Annotated in this window: 13 protein-coding genes and 1 pseudogene; 11 read left to right on the forward strand and 3 right to left on the reverse strand. The window is 69.7% G+C overall.

Annotated elements, in window-relative coordinates; translation table 11 throughout:
- Window positions 1–15: 15 nt before the first annotated feature.
- Window positions 16–717, forward strand: coding sequence for a CoA transferase subunit A (locus tag WBG79_RS24595; RefSeq protein ID WP_337359884.1), 702 nt, complete (start codon window positions 16–18; stop codon window positions 715–717).
- A 12-nt stretch (window positions 718–729) separates the two neighbouring features.
- Complete coding sequence (locus WBG79_RS24600; protein ID WP_337359885.1) at window positions 730–1,356, forward strand: CoA transferase subunit B; 627 nt, start codon at window positions 730–732, stop codon at window positions 1,354–1,356.
- An 81-nt stretch (window positions 1,357–1,437) separates the two neighbouring features.
- On the opposite strand, the gene WBG79_RS24605 is transcribed toward WBG79_RS24600, so the two are convergent.
- Window positions 1,438–2,346 carry a LysR family transcriptional regulator gene (locus WBG79_RS24605; protein WP_337359886.1) on the reverse strand — a complete coding sequence of 303 codons (909 nt, stop codon included), beginning with the start codon at window positions 2,344–2,346 and terminating at the stop codon, window positions 1,438–1,440.
- 909 nt (window positions 2,347–3,255) lie between these two features.
- Between WBG79_RS24605 and WBG79_RS27675 the strand changes: the two are divergent.
- A pseudogene (locus WBG79_RS27675) lies at window positions 3,256–3,975 on the forward strand (cadherin-like domain-containing protein); the annotation flags it as partial.
- Between the two features lie 76 nt (window positions 3,976–4,051).
- On the opposite strand, the gene WBG79_RS24620 reads toward WBG79_RS27675, so the two are convergent.
- On the reverse strand, window positions 4,052–5,422 hold the full coding sequence (locus WBG79_RS24620; RefSeq protein WP_337359889.1) for an FAD/NAD(P)-binding protein: 1,371 nt from the start codon (window positions 5,420–5,422) through the stop codon (window positions 4,052–4,054).
- 221 nt (window positions 5,423–5,643) lie between these two features.
- Between WBG79_RS24620 and msuE the strand changes: the two genes are divergently transcribed.
- The 5 genes from msuE to WBG79_RS24645 all read left to right on the forward strand — a co-directional run bounded on the left by msuE (window position 5,644) and on the right by WBG79_RS24645 (window position 10,128).
- Entirely contained in the window at window positions 5,644–6,210 is a 567-nt protein-coding gene (gene msuE / locus WBG79_RS24625) for an FMN reductase (protein WP_337359890.1), read from the forward strand.
- Window positions 6,211–6,239: 29 nt separating this feature from the next.
- Window positions 6,240–7,208 carry a sulfonate ABC transporter substrate-binding protein gene (locus WBG79_RS24630; protein ID WP_337359891.1) on the forward strand — a complete coding sequence of 323 codons (969 nt, stop codon included), beginning with the start codon at window positions 6,240–6,242 and terminating at the stop codon, window positions 7,206–7,208.
- A gap of 51 nt (window positions 7,209–7,259) precedes the next feature.
- The gene (ssuD, locus tag WBG79_RS24635) at window positions 7,260–8,420 is read left to right on the forward strand and encodes an FMNH2-dependent alkanesulfonate monooxygenase (protein ID WP_337359892.1); all 1,161 of its coding nucleotides are present in this window, start codon (window positions 7,260–7,262) and stop codon (window positions 8,418–8,420) included.
- A 72-nt stretch (window positions 8,421–8,492) separates the two neighbouring features.
- Window positions 8,493–9,263, forward strand: coding sequence for an ABC transporter permease subunit (locus WBG79_RS24640; RefSeq protein WP_337359893.1), 771 nt, complete (start codon window positions 8,493–8,495; stop codon window positions 9,261–9,263).
- 10 nt (window positions 9,264–9,273) lie between these two features.
- Window positions 9,274–10,128, forward strand: coding sequence for an ATP-binding cassette domain-containing protein (locus WBG79_RS24645; protein WP_337359894.1), 855 nt, complete (start codon window positions 9,274–9,276; stop codon window positions 10,126–10,128).
- 51 nt (window positions 10,129–10,179) lie between these two features.
- Here WBG79_RS24645 and WBG79_RS24650 read toward each other — a convergent pair whose 3' ends face one another.
- Window positions 10,180–10,641, reverse strand: a complete 462-nt coding sequence (locus WBG79_RS24650) for an RrF2 family transcriptional regulator (RefSeq protein WP_337359895.1) — start codon at window positions 10,639–10,641, stop codon at window positions 10,180–10,182.
- Between the two features lie 152 nt (window positions 10,642–10,793).
- Here WBG79_RS24650 and WBG79_RS24655 point away from each other — a divergent pair, with 152 nt between their 5' ends.
- The 3 genes from WBG79_RS24655 (at window position 10,794) to WBG79_RS24665 (ending at window position 15,204) form a co-directional block, all read left to right on the forward strand.
- The gene (locus WBG79_RS24655) at window positions 10,794–11,201 is read left to right on the forward strand and encodes a (R)-mandelonitrile lyase (protein ID WP_337359896.1); all 408 of its coding nucleotides are present in this window, start codon (window positions 10,794–10,796) and stop codon (window positions 11,199–11,201) included.
- Between the two features lie 112 nt (window positions 11,202–11,313).
- Entirely contained in the window at window positions 11,314–13,191 is a 1,878-nt protein-coding gene (locus WBG79_RS24660) for a sigma-54-dependent Fis family transcriptional regulator (RefSeq protein WP_337359897.1), read from the forward strand.
- Between the two features lie 213 nt (window positions 13,192–13,404).
- Window positions 13,405–15,204, forward strand: coding sequence for an NAD(P)/FAD-dependent oxidoreductase (locus WBG79_RS24665; protein WP_337359898.1), 1,800 nt, complete (start codon window positions 13,405–13,407; stop codon window positions 15,202–15,204).
- Window positions 15,205–15,302: the final 98 nt, after the last annotated feature.

Genomic DNA, 15,302 nt, shown 5'->3' on the forward strand with positions numbered 1-15,302 from the left:
CACGGACCCCGAGCCATGACGAACAAGACATATCGTAGAGCCGAGGAGGCGCTCGACGGCGTGCTGACCGACGGCATGACGGTCGCCGCCGGCGGCTTCGGCCTTTGCGGCATCCCGGAGTTGCTGATCGCGGCGATCAGGGACGCCGGCACCAAGAACCTCACGGTGGCGTCGAACAACGCCGGCGTGGATGGCTTTGGCCTGGGTGTCCTGCTCGCGACCCGGCAGGTCAAGAAGATGATCTCGTCCTATGTGGGCGAGAACGCCGAGTTCATGCGCCAGTACCTCTCCGGCGAGCTCGAGCTCGAGTTCAACCCGCAGGGCACGCTGGCCGAGCGCATGCGCGCGGGGGGCGCCGGCATCCCCGGCTTCTACACCAAGACGGGCGTGGGCACGATCGTCGCCGAGGGCAAGGAGCACAAGGTCTTCGACGGCGCGACCTACATCTTGGAGCACGGCATCGTGGCGGACCTGTCGATCGTGAAGGCCTGGAAGGCCGACCCGTCGGGCAACCTCGTGTTCCGCAAGACGGCCCGCAACTTCAACGTGCCTGCAGCGACCTGCGGAAAGATCTGCGTGGCGGAAGTCGAGGAGATCGTGCCGCTGGGCTCGCTCGATCCTGACCATATCCACCTGCCCGGCATCTACGTGCACCGTCTGATCCAGGGCGAGCACGAGAAGCGCATCGAGCAGCGCACCGTCCGCAGGCGAGCCTAAGGGGAGACGAACATGGCATGGAACCGCGATCAGATGGCCGCCCGCGCCGCGAAGGAGCTGCAGGACGGCTGGTACGTCAACCTCGGCATCGGCATCCCCACGCTGGTGTCGAACCACATCCCCGAGGGCGTGCACGTCACCCTTCAGTCCGAGAACGGGATGCTCGGCATGGGACCCTTCCCGTATGAGGGCGAGGAGGACCCCGACCTGATCAACGCCGGCAAGCAGACGATCACCGAGCTGCCCCAGACGGCCTATTTCGACAGTGCCCAGAGCTTCGGGATGATCCGGGGCGGCAAGATCGCGATGGCGATCCTCGGCGGCATGGAAGTGTCGGAGGAAGGCGATCTCGCCAACTGGATGGTGCCGGGCAAGCTCGTCAAGGGCATGGGCGGCGCCATGGATCTCGTCGCCGGCGTCGGCAGGGTGGTGGTCGTCATGGACCACACGAGCAAGACGGGTGAGAGCAAGGTGCTGCGCAAGTGCACCCTGCCGCTCACCGGCAGAGGCGTGGTGAACCGCATCATCACCAATCTAGGCGTTCTGGATGTGGTTCCTGGCGGTCTGGCGATCGTCGAACTCGCCGACGGCGTCACCGAAGGGGAGCTGCGTGCGGCCACGGAGGCGACGCTGCTATGACGGGGCCGGATCACCTCGCCGTATGCGGGTCGTCTCGGACAGGTTCGGGACCATGCCGGCCCGCCTTGTCGGAGGCCTACGCTATTTGCCGAAGGTGATGCCCTCGCGCGCGTAAATGTCCTTTATGAGCCGCAGGATGAGCTTGATCTCCGGCGACTTGTCGTCCCACCGGGAGGACATGATGATGGGCGCCGTGGCGTCCGGCTCGTCCAGCGGCCGATAGACGACCTTGTCGCGGCGGAGCGTCTGCACCGATGCCGGGACGGGGCAGCACCCGATGCCCGCGGCCACCAGCCCCAGCGCAGCCTGCAGTTCCTTGATCTCCATCACCGCCGTCGGTTTGACGCCTGCTGCGTGAAACAGGCTCAGAACCCGGTCCGCGTAGCTGGGCCGGGGATGCTTGGGATAAACGATCACCGTTTCGTCGGTCAGGTCGCCGAGGCGCACGGGCAGTTCCCGCGTGGCCAAGGCGTGGCCCGACGGGACGGCGACGACCAGCGGCTCGTTTCGCAGGAGCTGATGGCGCAAGGCGCTGTCTTCCATCGGGATCCTGCCGAAGCCGACGTCGATGCGACCTTCCTTGAGCGCTGCCGCCTGTTCGAACGTCGTGAGTTCAAGAAGATTGAGCTCCACCTCCGGGCGCGCGGCGCGATAGGAGCGGATCACCTCGGGGAGGTAGCCGTAGAGCGTGGACGCGACGAAGCCGATGCCAATACGGGCACGCTTCGCCTCCTGAAAGCGCCTGACGACGTGGGGGATCGACTCGAACTTCTCAATCGTCTGGACCGCCTGCTCATAAACGAGCTGTCCCGCATCGGTCAGAGTCCAGGGCCGGCTGCCGCGCTTAATCAGCCCGACGCCAAGTTCTGCCTCGAGCTGCTGGATCTGCCTGCTCAACGGAGGCTGCGCCACCCTGAGCCGCTCCGCTGCCCGAGTGAAGCTGCGCTCCTCCGCAACAGCCACAAAGTAGCGAAGATGGCGCAACTCCATCCCACCCTCCCATAGTACTTTTTTGTTGCGCTCCCGGTCCCAGAGCCGAGGCGAAGCCGGACCCTATAACGGTAGTCCAGAGGAAGCCATTCCCTTCGATCAGCGGGTGCCACTCCGGCGCGCAAAGCCCCGGACTGAGTTGGGCTCCTACTCGATGCCGCAGAGCCTGACCGGCGTATGGGCCAGCTGCCTGCCGGCAACTTTGTCGAGGGGCGGTCGATATGCCGTCGTGAGAAATGTAGCGTCGGAGGGCGGGGCGCGCTGCGGCCTCGGAGGGTATGCCATGCAGCTCCTTCACTGGCGCGGCTTTGAAGCAGGCGATGCGGTTGTCCGCGCCCAGGTCGTCGACCGCCTCGAGTAGACGATGCCGGAGCCAGCGGCGTGTGTCGTCGTGATCGGTGAAGAGGATCAGGCCGGCGCCCGTCCAGCGGCCTGGAGGCGTAGGGTCGATCTGGTCACGGCCAAAAGCAGATTCTGAACGCCTGGGTTTTGTTGGTATGCCTATTGGTATCGAAGCGCCATTCCTTGCGAGGCTAGGTCACCTGCGGCTCCTTCCGGACATCCTGCTGCTCAAGATGACGCCGTTTACCGCGCGACTGGCGACAGTCTGGCTGGCGCGGACGTAATAGCGTTCGGTCGTCCGGAAGTACCGATACCCGAGAAGGGGTGCAGCGAGGCGCGCGGCTTCCGGAGCTTCCTCCACAAAGGTGGTCGCAGCCGCGGCCCGGAACCGGCGCGGGTTGATCGCTTCGCCGAACAGGCGCTCGGTCGCCCCCTTAATACGGAGGTGAATGGTGTGCTGGACCAGAGGCTTTCCTTCGAATGTCTGCCATAGCGCAGTGCACTCCGGCGCCGGGTTGAAGCACGGACGGACGCGCTCCAGGTACACAGCCAAGTAGCACAGCGGTTACGCCGTACACGGTGTCGAGCTCTGCTTTGCTTGCAGGATTCACAGATGTCGACGGAGATACGTTGTCGATCGTTAATCTGACTGCCTCGAACGGCACGATCGTCAACAATGGCAATGGCACGTGGACTATCACACCGAGCGCCAACTTCAACGGCCAGGTCACGCTCACCTACGACGTGACCGATGGGCTGGCCTCGATTTCGGCAAGCAACAGCTACGTCTTGAACCCGGTCAACGACGCCCCGGTCGGCACCGCGCCGGCCTCGCTCGCCGATGGCGTCGAGGACGTCGCCTATGTGGTCTCGGCCGCCGACCTGCTGGCCGGCTACTCGGATTCGGACGGGGACACGCTGTCGATCGGCAGCCTGACCACGTCCTTGGGCACGGTCGTCGACAACGGTGACGGCACCTGGACCATCACCCAGGCGGCCAACTTCAACGGCCCGGTGACCGTCGACTTCACGGTCGTGGACGGCAACGGCGGCTCGGTCGCCGGCTCGACCGGCTATGCGGTTGCGCCGGTCAACGACGCGCCGGTCGGCAACTCGACGGCCGTGCTGGCGAATGGCGCCGCGGGCACCCCCTACACGATTTCGGCTGCGGCGCTACTCGCCGGCTTCACCGATATCGACGGCGACACGCTGTCGATCTCGAGCCTCATTGCCTCGGCCGGCACGGTGGTCGACAACCAGAACGGCACCTGGACGATCACGCCAGCGGCGAACTTCAGCGGGCAAGTGGTTCTGAGCTTCACCGTGACCGACGGTCTCGCTTCGATCGCCGGATCGAACCAGTTCAGCCGGCGGAGCGGAGCGGGGGGCGCTGGAGGAGGGCGGCGAGGTGGTCGGCCAGCTCGGCGCATTGCTGGCGGATGTCGGGGATCGCGATCATCTCCCACATCGCCCCGCGACACAGGGGGCCGACGGCGTAGAGGCGGTCGGAGGGGCGGCCGCCCGTGTCGACGATCGCGTAGTCGTCGGAGACGGCGAGGCCGAGCGCGAGGTCGTCGACACTGGCGAGGCCCTGGTCGATGAGCGACCGGATGACGGGGTTCGGCGAGGTGCGGACGTCCGAGGGAAGGCCGGTCGCATCGATCAGGCGCGCCACGCGCAGCACTTCCAACGCCTCAGTCCCGCGCCGCCGGAAGGTCACCTCGAGCCCGGCTCCGCCGCCGACCGCGACCACCTTGGCGGCGGTCACGTCGAGCCGGCGATCGCGCGATAGGTTGCCGATCGTCTCGGCCACCGCCGGGGCCATCCTGTGGCGGTGGACGTCCCACCAGGGCCTGGCGTGCCTCAGGAAGCGGGCGCGCTGGTCCCGGTCCATGCCTTGCCACAAGGCGCGGGTGTGCGGCCGCAGGCCGTCCACGACGCTGCGCCAATCCGTGCCGTCCCGGGCCGCCGCCCGGACCAGCCCGCGCAGCCAGGCCAGGATCCGGCTGAGGGGCGCGCCGATCGGCACCGCCTCGCGCGGGATCGGGCGCGGGGCGGCGACGGCGTGCACGGCGGGCATGAGGCCGCGTCGGGAGATCGCCTGGATCCGGCCGCGATGACCCTGCCGGCGCAAGGTCAGCACCACGTCCACCATGGTCAGGCCGGTCCCGAGGATGCCGACCTCGGCGTCCGGGTCCAGTCCTGCGGTCGCCTCGGGGTCCCAGGCGTCCCTGACCGCGTCGCCCCTGGGGGGCCTCGGATCGTGTCCGGTGGCGAGGATCACGGCCCCGCCCCGGATCGACGCCCCGTCGGAGAGGGAGACATCGACGCCGTCCGGCAGGAGGCGGATGCCGACCGCCGAGCCCCGGAGGTGGCGGACGTTCTCCATAAGGGCGTCCTCGAAGAGCTGGGCCAGGTAGGCGCCGTAGACGCGCCGCGGGACGAAGCAGAAGTGCGTCGCGCAGCCGATCCCCTCGGCGGCGCCCCGCCGCTGCAGCCAGCGGAAGAAGTGGTCCGGGTCGTTGGGGAAGGCGCTCATGTTGGAGACGCGCACGTTGAGGAGATGCTGCGGGTCCCGGGTCGAGTAGGCGAGGCCCCGGCCTGGCGCCTCGGCCGGCTCGACGAGCACCACCTCGGCGTCCCGGCCGAGGGTCCGCGACAGGTTCACGGCGGCCAGGACCCCGCTCGCCCCGCCCCCGATCACGATCACACGCTGTCCCAACGTCATCCGCATGTTCGGCCTCCAATGCCGACTTATCCTATCGGGATTTTATGATTCCTGTCCAGACTCGTGGACCGGTGGCACGGCATTCTCCGTTAATCCGCAATTCTGGTCATCGGTTTCGCGAGACGCGCGTTTGTGAGTGCTGAATTAGTCGACAAAATCGATCTACTAAAGCATCCTCGTGGCTCATCCAACGGCCCGCCCGCGGCCCCGGCTCACGAGGAAGCACGATGTCCCGGTCCTACCTGGTCGGCCTTGCCGGCAACACCCAGCGCCCATCGCGTACCCTGGGGCTCGTCGAGGCGCTCGTCGCCGAGATCGGCCTTCGGCATCCGGTCGACAGCGAGGTCCACGACCTCGTCGATCTCGGCGCCGACCTCGGAGCCACGCTCGATCCGCGGTTCGCGCCGCCGCGGCTCGCCGGCATCCTGGACGCGATCGAGACCGCGGACGCGCTCGTCGTGGCCTCGCCGGTCTACAAGGGGGCCTATACGGGCCTGTTCAAGCACCTGTTCGACCTGATCGATCCCAAGGGCCTCGCCGGCAAGCCGGTGGTCATCGCCGCCACCGGCGGCAGCGAGCGGCATTCGCTGGTCGTCGACCACGCGCTCAGGCCGCTCTTCGGCTTCTTCGGCGCCGCGATCGTGCCGACCGGGGTCTACGGCACCGAGAAAGAATTCCTGGACTACCGGCCGAGCCATTCGGCCCTGGTGGCGCGCATCGGGCAGGCGGCCGACGAGACGGCCAGGCTGCTGCGCGTCCATGCCGGGCCCGCCGCGCTGGCGCGCAGGGCCTGATCCCTCCTTCCACACCAATGGAGATCCTGATGCTGACGAGACGAAGCACGCTCGCCCTGCTGGGCGCGACCGCAGGAGCCGGATGGCTCGGCCGACCAGGCGCCGGCCATGCGCAGGGCGGGGAGCCCGCGCGGGAATTCCGCATCGGCTACCAGAAGTCCGGCGGGCTGGTGATCGCCCGGCGCCAGGAGGCGCTCGAGAAGCGTCTCGCGGCGCGCGGCATCAAGGTGAGCTACATCGAGTTCCAGGCCGGGCCTCCGCTCCTCGAGGCGCTGAACCTCGGCGCCATCGACTTCGGCACGACCGGCGACACGCCGCCGATCTTCGCCCAGGCGGCCCGGGCCAACCTGGTCTACGTGGCCACCATCCCGGCCCCGGGGGCGGGCTCCGCCATCCTGGTCAAGCGGGACGGGCCCATCCGCTCGCTGGCGGACCTGAAGGGGCGGACGATCGGGTTCACCAAGGGCTCGAGCGCCCACAACTTCACGGTCAACGCGGTCAAGAAGGCCGGGCTCGCCTGGAGCGACATCAAGCCCGCCTATCTCTCGCCGGCCGATGCCGGCGCGGCCTTCGCCAACGGCTCGATCGACGCCTGGACGATCTGGGATCCCTTCTACGCGATCGCGGAGAAGACCCAGGACGCGCGGGTGCTGACGACGGCCGAGGGCATCGTCGAGACGAACTCCTTCTACCTTGCCAACGGCACCTACGCCAAAGCGAACCCCGGCCTGGTCCGCGACGTCCTCGACGAACTGACCCGGGTCGCCGCCTGGGCCACGGAGCATCCCGACGAGGTCGCCCGCGCGCTCGCCGAGGTGACCGGCGTCGCCCTTGAGCACCAGCAGCGGGCCGCCGCCCGGACCCGCTACGCGGTCACCCCGGTGACGGAAGACGTCGTCCGCAGCCAGCAGGCCATCGCCGACGAGTTCGCCCGCCTCGGCCTGATCCCCCGGACCATCAACGTGCGCGAGGCGGTCTGGACGCCGCCGGTGACCTGACCCGGTCGCCGCCCGCGACCTGCCCGACCCCTCAATCCCAAGGACCCGACCATGGCCCACCCCGACAAACCGATCGACTTCTTCTGGTTCATCCCCACCAGCGGCGACGGACCCTACCTCGGCACCGACGAGGGGCACCGCGCCCCCGACCACCGGTACCTGCGCGAGATCGCCACGGCGGTCGACCGGCTGGGCTACGGCGGCGTGCTGCTCCCGACCGGGGCCAACTGCGAGGACAGCTGGATCACCGCCACGGCGCTCGCCACCGCCACCGAGAAGCTGCGCTTCCTGGTCGCGATCCGGCCCGGAACGGCCAGTCCGGCCTTCTACGCCCGGCTCGCCGCGGCCCTCGATCGGGTCTCGAACGGACGGCTTCTGCTCAACATCGTGGTCGGAGGCTCGCCCAGGGAACTGGCCGGGGACGGCATCTTCCTGCCGCACGACGAGCGCTACGACCACGCCGAGGAGTTCTTCGAGGTGTTCGAGACCCTGGCGCGGGGCGGGGCGGCGACCCTCGAGGGCAGGCACATCAAGGCGCAGGGCGCCAAATTGCAGTTCCCCTTCGTGCAGAAGCCCCGCCCGCCGCTGTTCTTCGGCGGGTCGTCGGACGCGGCGATCGCCTTCTCGGCGGGCCGGGTCGACAAGTATCTCACCTGGGGCGAGCCGCCGGCCGACGTGGCGGAGAAGATCGGCCGCGTGCGCCAGGCCGCGGCGGCGAAGGGCCGGACGGTAACCTTCGGGATCCGGCTGCACTTCATCGTGCGAGAAACCGACGAGGAGGCCTTCGCGGCGGCCGACCGGCTGATCTCCCGGCTCGACGACGCGACGATCGCGGCCCAGCAGGCGAAATTCGCGACCGAGTCGGACTCGGTCGGCCAGCGGCGCATGACGGCGCTGCACGGCGGCCGCCGCGACGCCCTCTACGTGGCCCCGAACCTCTGGGCGGGAGTCGGGCTCGTGCGCGGCGGGGCCGGGACGGCGCTGGTCGGGAGCCCCGCCACGGTGGCGGCGCGCCTGCGCGAGTACCAGGCGCTCGGCATCGACACGGTGATCGGGTCCGGCTACCCGCATCTCGAGGAGGCCTACCGGGTGGCCGAGCTGCTGTTCCCCGCCCTGGGGCTCTCGCAGACGCGCGGCGGCCAGGTGCTCGAGGGCGATTTCGGGACCGGCGCGCCGCGCCGGCGCATCACAGGCCTCGCCGCCGCGGTCTGACGCCGTGGGCGGGCCGGCACCGCCGCACGCCGGCCCGCCCGGATCTCTCCCCGTCTTTCCCGAGAGGATGCCATGGCCAAGTCGCCGCTTTCCGCCTTCGTGCCCTATGCCCTGCCGGCCGCCGTGATCGCGCTGTGGCAGGTCGGATCCAGCCTCGGCCTGATCTCCGACCGCGTGCTGCCGGCGCCGACCGACGTGGTCGCGGCGGGCTGGCGCCTCGCCCTGTCGGGCGAACTCCTGGCCAATGCCCGGTCGAGCGCGGCGCGCGCCGTGTCCGGGCTTCTGATCGGGGGGACGATCGGCTTCGGCCTCGGGCTCGCCAACGGCCTGTCCCGTGCCTCCGACCGGCTGACCGACACCACCGTGCAGATGATCCGAAACATCCCGCACCTGGCGCTGATCCCGCTGGTCATCCTGTGGTTCGGCATCGGCGAGGAGGCGAAGCTGTTCCTGGTCGCGCTCGGGGTGTTTTTCCCGGTCTACGTCAACACGGTGCACGGCGTGCGCGGGGTCGACGGGCAGCTCATCGAGATGGGACGGATCTACGGCATGAGCCGCTGGACCCTGTTCCGGAAGGTGATCCTGCCCGGGGCGCTGCCGTCCATCTTCGTCGGCCTGCGCTACGCGCTCGGCATCATGTGGCTGACGCTCATCGTCGCCGAGACCATCTCGGCCTCCTCGGGGCTCGGCTACATGGCCATGCAGGCGCGCGAGTTCATGCTCGTCGACGTGGTCGTGCTCTCGATCCTGATCTACGCGCTGCTCGGAAAGCTCGCCGACGTGCTCGCCCGCAGCCTCGAACGCCGCAGCCTCGCCTGGCATCCGGCCTTCCACAATCACTGAGGACAAGCCCATGACCAGCCTCGCCCGGATCGATCCGACCGGCCCTTCCGTCTCTCCCGTCCCGCTCGGAGCGGGGTGGGGCGAAGCGGCGGCGGCCCCGCCGGCCCCTCCGCCCGAGCCTCGCCGCGCCGGCGTCTCGCTGTCGCTCGCCGGCGTCGGCAAGGCCTTCGGCGACAAGGTGGTGCTCGAGGGCATCGACCTCGACGTGCCGGCGGGACAGTTCCTGGTGGTGGTCGGCAAGAGCGGCTGCGGGAAGAGCACGCTCCTGCGGCTCCTGGTCGGGCTCGACCAGCCGACCGGCGGCACGATCGCGCTCGGCCACGGGCGGGAGGGCCGCGCCAATGCGCGCATCGTCTTTCAGGAGCCGCGCCTGCTGCCGTGGGCGACGGTCGCCGACAACGTGGCGGTCGGCCTGCCGGCCGCCCGGGACCGGGCCTCGGCGCGGGCCGCCGCGCTCGACGTGCTCGCGGACGTGCATCTCGAGAGCCGCGCCGACGAGTGGCCGTCAGTGCTCTCCGGCGGCCAGCGCCAGCGGGTCGCGCTCGCCCGGGCGCTCGTCAGCCATCCGGATCTGCTGGTCCTCGACGAGCCGCTCGGCGCCCTCGACGCGCTGACCCGGATCACCATGCAGCAGTTCGTGGAGCGGGTCTGGCACGCCCAGGGCTTCACGGCCGTGCTGGTCACCCACGACGTGTCGGAGGCGGTCGCCCTCGGGGACCGGGTCGTGGTGGTCGACGAGGGGCGCATCGCGCTGGACCTCGCGGTCGACCTGCCGCGGCCGCGCGAGCGCGGCTCGCCGGAACTCGCCGCCCTGGAGGGTCGGCTCCTCGATGCGATCTTCGGCGTCGCGGACGTGGTCTACTGAAGGGGCCGGCGCGCCCGGGCCGTCGCCGGGCGAGGGCGTTCCGGGCCGGTCCTACGGGCCGGTCCCGCCTTGGCCGGCCGACCAGGCGCGCGCGTTGGCCGAGCGGCGGGCCATCTGGGCGAGCGTGGTGGTGTCGAGCACGCGGGAGATCGCATCGCGCACGTCGACCATGGTCAGTCGGACCGGGCAGGTCTCCAGGTCTGAACAGTCGTCGCAGGGCCGGAAGGCGGTGCGGCTGGCGCAGCCGATCGGGGCGAGCGGGCCGTCCAGCGAACGGACGACGTCGCCGAGCCGGATCTCGTCCGGGGCCCGGGCGAGCGCCACGCCGCCGCCGGGGCCCTTCTTGGAGCGCACGAAGCCGGCGTTGCGCAGATCGAGCAGGATGGCGTCGAGGAACTTCTTCGGGATGTTCTCGGCGGCGGCGATGCCGGCGATGGACGCCGTCTGGCCCGGCTCCAGGCCGGCGAGATGGGCGAGGGCCTTGAGGCCGTATTTGCCTTTGTTGGTGAGCATGCCCGGATGTCCGTCCTTCCGTTGGGCATACGGGCCGCGCTGCCCGGGGTCAATCGTCCGGCCCCGACGCGCTGGCGGGCGGCGGTCCCCCTTGGCGCGAACATCCAGACTGGTGTTTCGTTAGGGCCCTGGCAAGCGAAAGGGCTCTTCCCATGGACATCCAGCGCGCAGGCAGCAAACCCTCGGGACGGGGGCCGTCCGACTGGTTCACCGGTACGGTCCGCATCGACCCGCTGTTCTCGGCGCCCGCGCCGGCGCGCGTTGCGGGCGCCCTGGTGACCTTCGAGCCGGGCGCGCGGACGGCCTGGCATACCCATCCCCTGGGCCAGACCCTGATCGTCGTCAGCGGACGCGGGCTTGCGCAGCGGGAGGGCGGACCGGTCGAGGAGATCCGTCCCGGCGACGTTGTCTGGTTTCCGCCCGGCGAGAAGCATTGGCATGGGGCCAGTCCGGAGACCGCCATGAGCCACATCGCCGTCCAGGAGGCGCTCGACGGCAAGACCGTCGACTGGCTGGAGCATGTCGGCGACGCGGAGTACGGGGGGCAGCGAGCCGGCTAGGGCAGCCGCCCCTCGCCGGGCGCCGGGTTGATCCAGCGGAAGGGGCGTGCGACCTTCAATCGGTTCGCATCCGGCTCCGGGCATGGGGGGTCGGCAGCCCGGGAGTTCGCCGATGGTGTCCGCCAAGGCCCATGTCCAGGAGATCGAGCGCGTCGCGCGCGGAGACAGCAGTACCCGCGACGCGGCTGTGCTGCAGTCGTGGCTCCGCTGCCTCAACGACTACCGGCTCGATCCGGCCAAGGCCCAGGAGGCCTATATCGTCCCGCAGACGCAGCTCAAGGAACATCGGGAACAGGCGCAGGAACTGATCCGGATCGGACGGTCGGCTATCGAGGGCCTGTTCCGGCACGTGATGGACCAGCACTACGTCCTGCTGCTCTCGGATGCCCGGGGCGTCACGGTCGACTTCATGGGCGACCCGACCTTCGACAACCAGTTGCGCAAGGCCGGCCTCTATCTTGGGTCGGAATGGTCGGAGAGCCGGGCCGGGACCTGCGCGGTCGGCGCCTCGATCGTGTCGGGCGAACCGGTGGTCATCCATCAGGACGACCATTTCGACACCTGCCACATCGGGCTCACCTGCACGGCGGCGCCGATCTTCGACACGTTCGGCGACCTGACGGCGGTGCTCGACATCTCGCAGCTCCGCTCGCCCACCGCCAAGGCCAGCCAGCATCTCGCGCTCCACCTCGTCTCCGAGACGGCCCGGCGGATCGAACTCGCCAACCTCATGGCGCGCACGCGCCACGACTGGATCCTGCGGCTCTCGCGCTCGCCGGACTTCCTGGACGTGGATCCGGAGGCGGCGGTCTCGGTGGATGCCTCCGGCCGGATCTCGGGGATGACTCACGGCGGCTTCCGGGCCCTGTCGCGCATCCTCGGCAGCGCGGCGGGGGGCACGCGCGGGCTGATCGGCCAGCCGATCTCGCGCTTCCTGGACCTCGAGGTGGACGAACTGCCGCGCCTCATGCGCGGCCGGCCGAACGGCGAGCGGGTGGTGCGCACCCGCGGGGCGGCGGCGCTCTTCGCGAGCGCGGTGGCGCCTGTGCAGAGCTTCCGGGGCGGGCCGGCCACCGGCAGCCGGGTGCCGCGGGCCTTGCGGGACCTCGGTTTCGGGGATGCGGCGATCGAGGCCGTACAGGTCAAGGCGAGCCGGCTCGCGGGGCGCGACATCCCGATCCTGATCCAGGGCGAGACCGGCACCGGCAAGGAATTCCTGGCCCGGGCCATCCACGACAGCCAGCCCAACCCGGGGCGCTTCGTCGCCGTCAATTGCGCGGCGATCCCGGAGAGCCTGATCGAGTCCGAGCTCTTCGGCTATGCGCCGGGCGCCTTCACGGGCGCCTCGCCGCGCGGCAAGACGGGGCTGATCGAGGCGGCCGACGGGGGTACGCTGTTCCTCGACGAGATCGGGGACATGCCGCTCGGCCTGCAGGCGCGGCTCCTCAGGGTGCTCGCCGAAGGGGAGGTGACGCCGGTCGGCGCGCACCGGCCGAAACCCGTGCGCTTCCGCCTGATCTCGGCCTCCCACCACGCGCTCGACCGGCTGGTGGCGACGGGTGCGTTCCGGCAGGACCTCTTCTTCCGGCTCAACGCGGCGACCCTGAAGCTTCCCCCGCTGCGCGAGCGGAGCGACTTCGACGCGCTCGCCGACCATGTGCTGAAGCGCGCCGCCGAGGACCTCGGGGTCTCGGTCCGTCTCTCCGCCGAGGCGCGGCTGGCGCTGCGGCGGCACGACTGGCCGGGCAACCTGCGCGAACTCGCCAACGCGCTGAAGGTGGCGGCCGCGCTGGCGGAGGGCGGGGAGATCCGGCGCGAGGACCTGCCCGACCATGCCGGCGCGACGGGGCCGTCCGGCCACCCCGACCCGGGCGAGGATCTCAGAGCCCGGCTCGCCGCCTGCGGGGGCAACGTGTCGGCGCTGGCCCGGCAGCTCGGCGTCGACCGGACGACCGTGCATCGCCGCCTGCGGCGCCTTTCGGCGCGCTGACCCGGCGCCCGCGATCCGGATCGCCAGGCGCGCCCCTGTGGCGCCACACCTGTCGCGCGCGCCACGGCGACCGCCACGGCCGGACGGCGCCCTCTGAGACCCAAGTGCCTGTGCGGCAAGGCTTCCCGCCCGGTCTGCCCGCTGGCACGCGGCTTGCGGTCGTCGGGTCCGAGCGGGCGGTCGACCCGCATCCTAAGGAACCAGGAGGAACGCATGCTGGACACCACACCCACGGGCCGCGCCGAGACCTTTCTCGCCCGCTTCGACGACGCCCTGCAGGCCGGCGACATCGACGCCGCCGTGGGGATGTTCGCCGACGAGTGCTACTGGCGCGACCTCGTCGCCTTCACCTGGAACATCAAGACGGTCGAGGGCCGCGACCAGGTGCGCGACATGCTCGAGCACTGCCTCAAGTCGACCAAGCCGCGCGAGTGGCACGTGGCCGAGGGCACCGAGGCGACCGAGAACGGAGGCGTGCTGGAGGCCTGGATCTCGTTCGAGACCGAGGTGGCGCGCGGCTACGGCCTGATCCGCATCCGCGACGGGCTGATCTGGACCCTGCTCACCACCATGGTGGAGCTCAAGGGCCAAGAGGAGAAGGCGGGATTCACCCGTCCGCTCGGGGCCAAGCACGGGGTGAACCCCGGCGCCAAGACCTGGAAGGAGGAGCGCGAGGAGGAGGCCCGGACGCTCGGCTTCACCAAGCAGCCCTACGTGCTCATCATCGGCGGCGGGCAGGGCGGCATCGCGCTCGGGGCGCGGCTCCGGCAGCTCGGCGTGCCGACCATCATCGTGGAGAGGAACGAGCGGCCGGGCGACAGCTGGCGCAAGCGCTACAAGTCGCTCTGCCTGCACGACCCGGTCTGGTACGACCACCTGCCCTATATCGACTTCCCGAAGAACTGGCCGGTCTTCTCCCCGAAGGACAAGATCGGCGACTGGCTCGAGTTCTACACGAAGGTGATGGAACTCAACTACTGGACCAAGACGACGGCGAAATCCGCCAAGTGGGACGACAAGGCGAAGGAATGGACCGTCGTGGTCGACCGCGACGGGCAGGAGATCGTGCTGAAGCCGAAGCAGCTCGTCTTCGCGACCGGCATGTCGGGCAAGGCCAACATGCCCAAGTTCAAAGGCATGGAGCGGTTCAAGGGCGAGCAGCACCATTCCTCGCAGCATCCCGGGCCGGACGGCTACAAGGGCAAGAAGGTCGTGGTGATCGGGTCGAACAACTCGGCGCACGACATCTGCGCGGCGCTCTACGAGGCGGGCGTGGACGTCACCATGGTGCAGCGGTCGTCGACCCATATCGTTCGGTCGGAACCGCTGATGGAGGTCGGCCTCGGCGACCTCTATTCGGAGCGGGCGGTGCAGTCCGGCATGACGACCGCGAAGGCGGACCTGATCTTCGCCTCGCTGCCCTACCGGATCCTGCATACGTTCCAGATCCCGGTCTACGAGAAGATCAAGGAGATGGACAAGGACTTCTACGCGGCGCTGGAGAAGGCCGGATTCAAGCTCGACTGGGGCGCGGACGGGTCCGGGCTCTTCATGAAGTATCTCCGCCGCGGCTCCGGCTACTACATCGACATCGGCGCCTCGCAGCTCATCATCGACGGCAAGATCAAGCTGGTCGGCGGCCAGGTCGAGGAGATCACCGAGAATGGGGTGAAGCTCGACAACGGCAGTGAGATCCCGGCCGACGTGATCGTCTACGCGACCGGATACGGGTCCATGAACGGCTGGGTCGCCGACCTGTGCGGGCAGGAGATGGCCGACAAGGTCGGCAAGGTCTGGGGGCTCGGGTCCGACACGCCGAAGGACCCGGGACCCTGGGAAGGCGAGCAGCGCAACATGTGGAAGCCGACCCAGCAGGAAGGGCTGTGGTTCCACGGCGGCAACCTGCACCAGTCGCGCCACTACTCGCAGTTCCTGTCCCTGCAGCTCAAGGCGCGCATGGAGGGCATCCCGACGCCCGTCTATGCGCTGCAGCCCTCCTACCACAAGGGCTGAGCCTGCGGGCCTGAGAACGGGGCGGCGCGGGGGAGGGGCCCGTGACCGCCCCAGGGGAGCCCTCGCGCCGTTGGCGCGGGGGCTTCGCGTGTTCCCGA

This window comes from Prosthecomicrobium sp. N25 (assembly GCF_037203705.1).
Lineage (GTDB): Bacteria > Pseudomonadota > Alphaproteobacteria > Rhizobiales > Ancalomicrobiaceae > Prosthecodimorpha.

Bases quoted from the DNA above. Each gene is read 5' to 3' on its own strand.
- WBG79_RS24595 (WP_337359884.1), top strand. From the start codon at position 16: ATGACGAACAAGACATATCGTAGAGCCGAGGAGGCGCTCGACGGCGTG.
- WBG79_RS24600 (WP_337359885.1), top strand. From the start codon at position 730: ATGGCATGGAACCGCGATCAGATGGCCGCCCGCGCCGCGAAGGAGCTG.
- WBG79_RS24605 (WP_337359886.1), bottom strand. From the start codon at position 2,346: ATGGAGTTGCGCCATCTTCGCTACTTTGTGGCTGTTGCGGAGGAGCGC.
- WBG79_RS24620 (WP_337359889.1), bottom strand. From the start codon at position 5,422: ATGCGGATGACGTTGGGACAGCGTGTGATCGTGATCGGGGGCGGGGCG.
- msuE (WP_337359890.1), top strand. From the start codon at position 5,644: ATGTCCCGGTCCTACCTGGTCGGCCTTGCCGGCAACACCCAGCGCCCA.
- WBG79_RS24630 (WP_337359891.1), top strand. From the start codon at position 6,240: ATGCTGACGAGACGAAGCACGCTCGCCCTGCTGGGCGCGACCGCAGGA.
- ssuD (WP_337359892.1), top strand. From the start codon at position 7,260: ATGGCCCACCCCGACAAACCGATCGACTTCTTCTGGTTCATCCCCACC.
- WBG79_RS24640 (WP_337359893.1), top strand. From the start codon at position 8,493: ATGGCCAAGTCGCCGCTTTCCGCCTTCGTGCCCTATGCCCTGCCGGCC.
- WBG79_RS24645 (WP_337359894.1), top strand. From the start codon at position 9,274: ATGACCAGCCTCGCCCGGATCGATCCGACCGGCCCTTCCGTCTCTCCC.
- WBG79_RS24650 (WP_337359895.1), bottom strand. From the start codon at position 10,641: ATGCTCACCAACAAAGGCAAATACGGCCTCAAGGCCCTCGCCCATCTC.
- WBG79_RS24655 (WP_337359896.1), top strand. From the start codon at position 10,794: ATGGACATCCAGCGCGCAGGCAGCAAACCCTCGGGACGGGGGCCGTCC.
- WBG79_RS24660 (WP_337359897.1), top strand. From the start codon at position 11,314: ATGGTGTCCGCCAAGGCCCATGTCCAGGAGATCGAGCGCGTCGCGCGC.
- WBG79_RS24665 (WP_337359898.1), top strand. From the start codon at position 13,405: ATGCTGGACACCACACCCACGGGCCGCGCCGAGACCTTTCTCGCCCGC.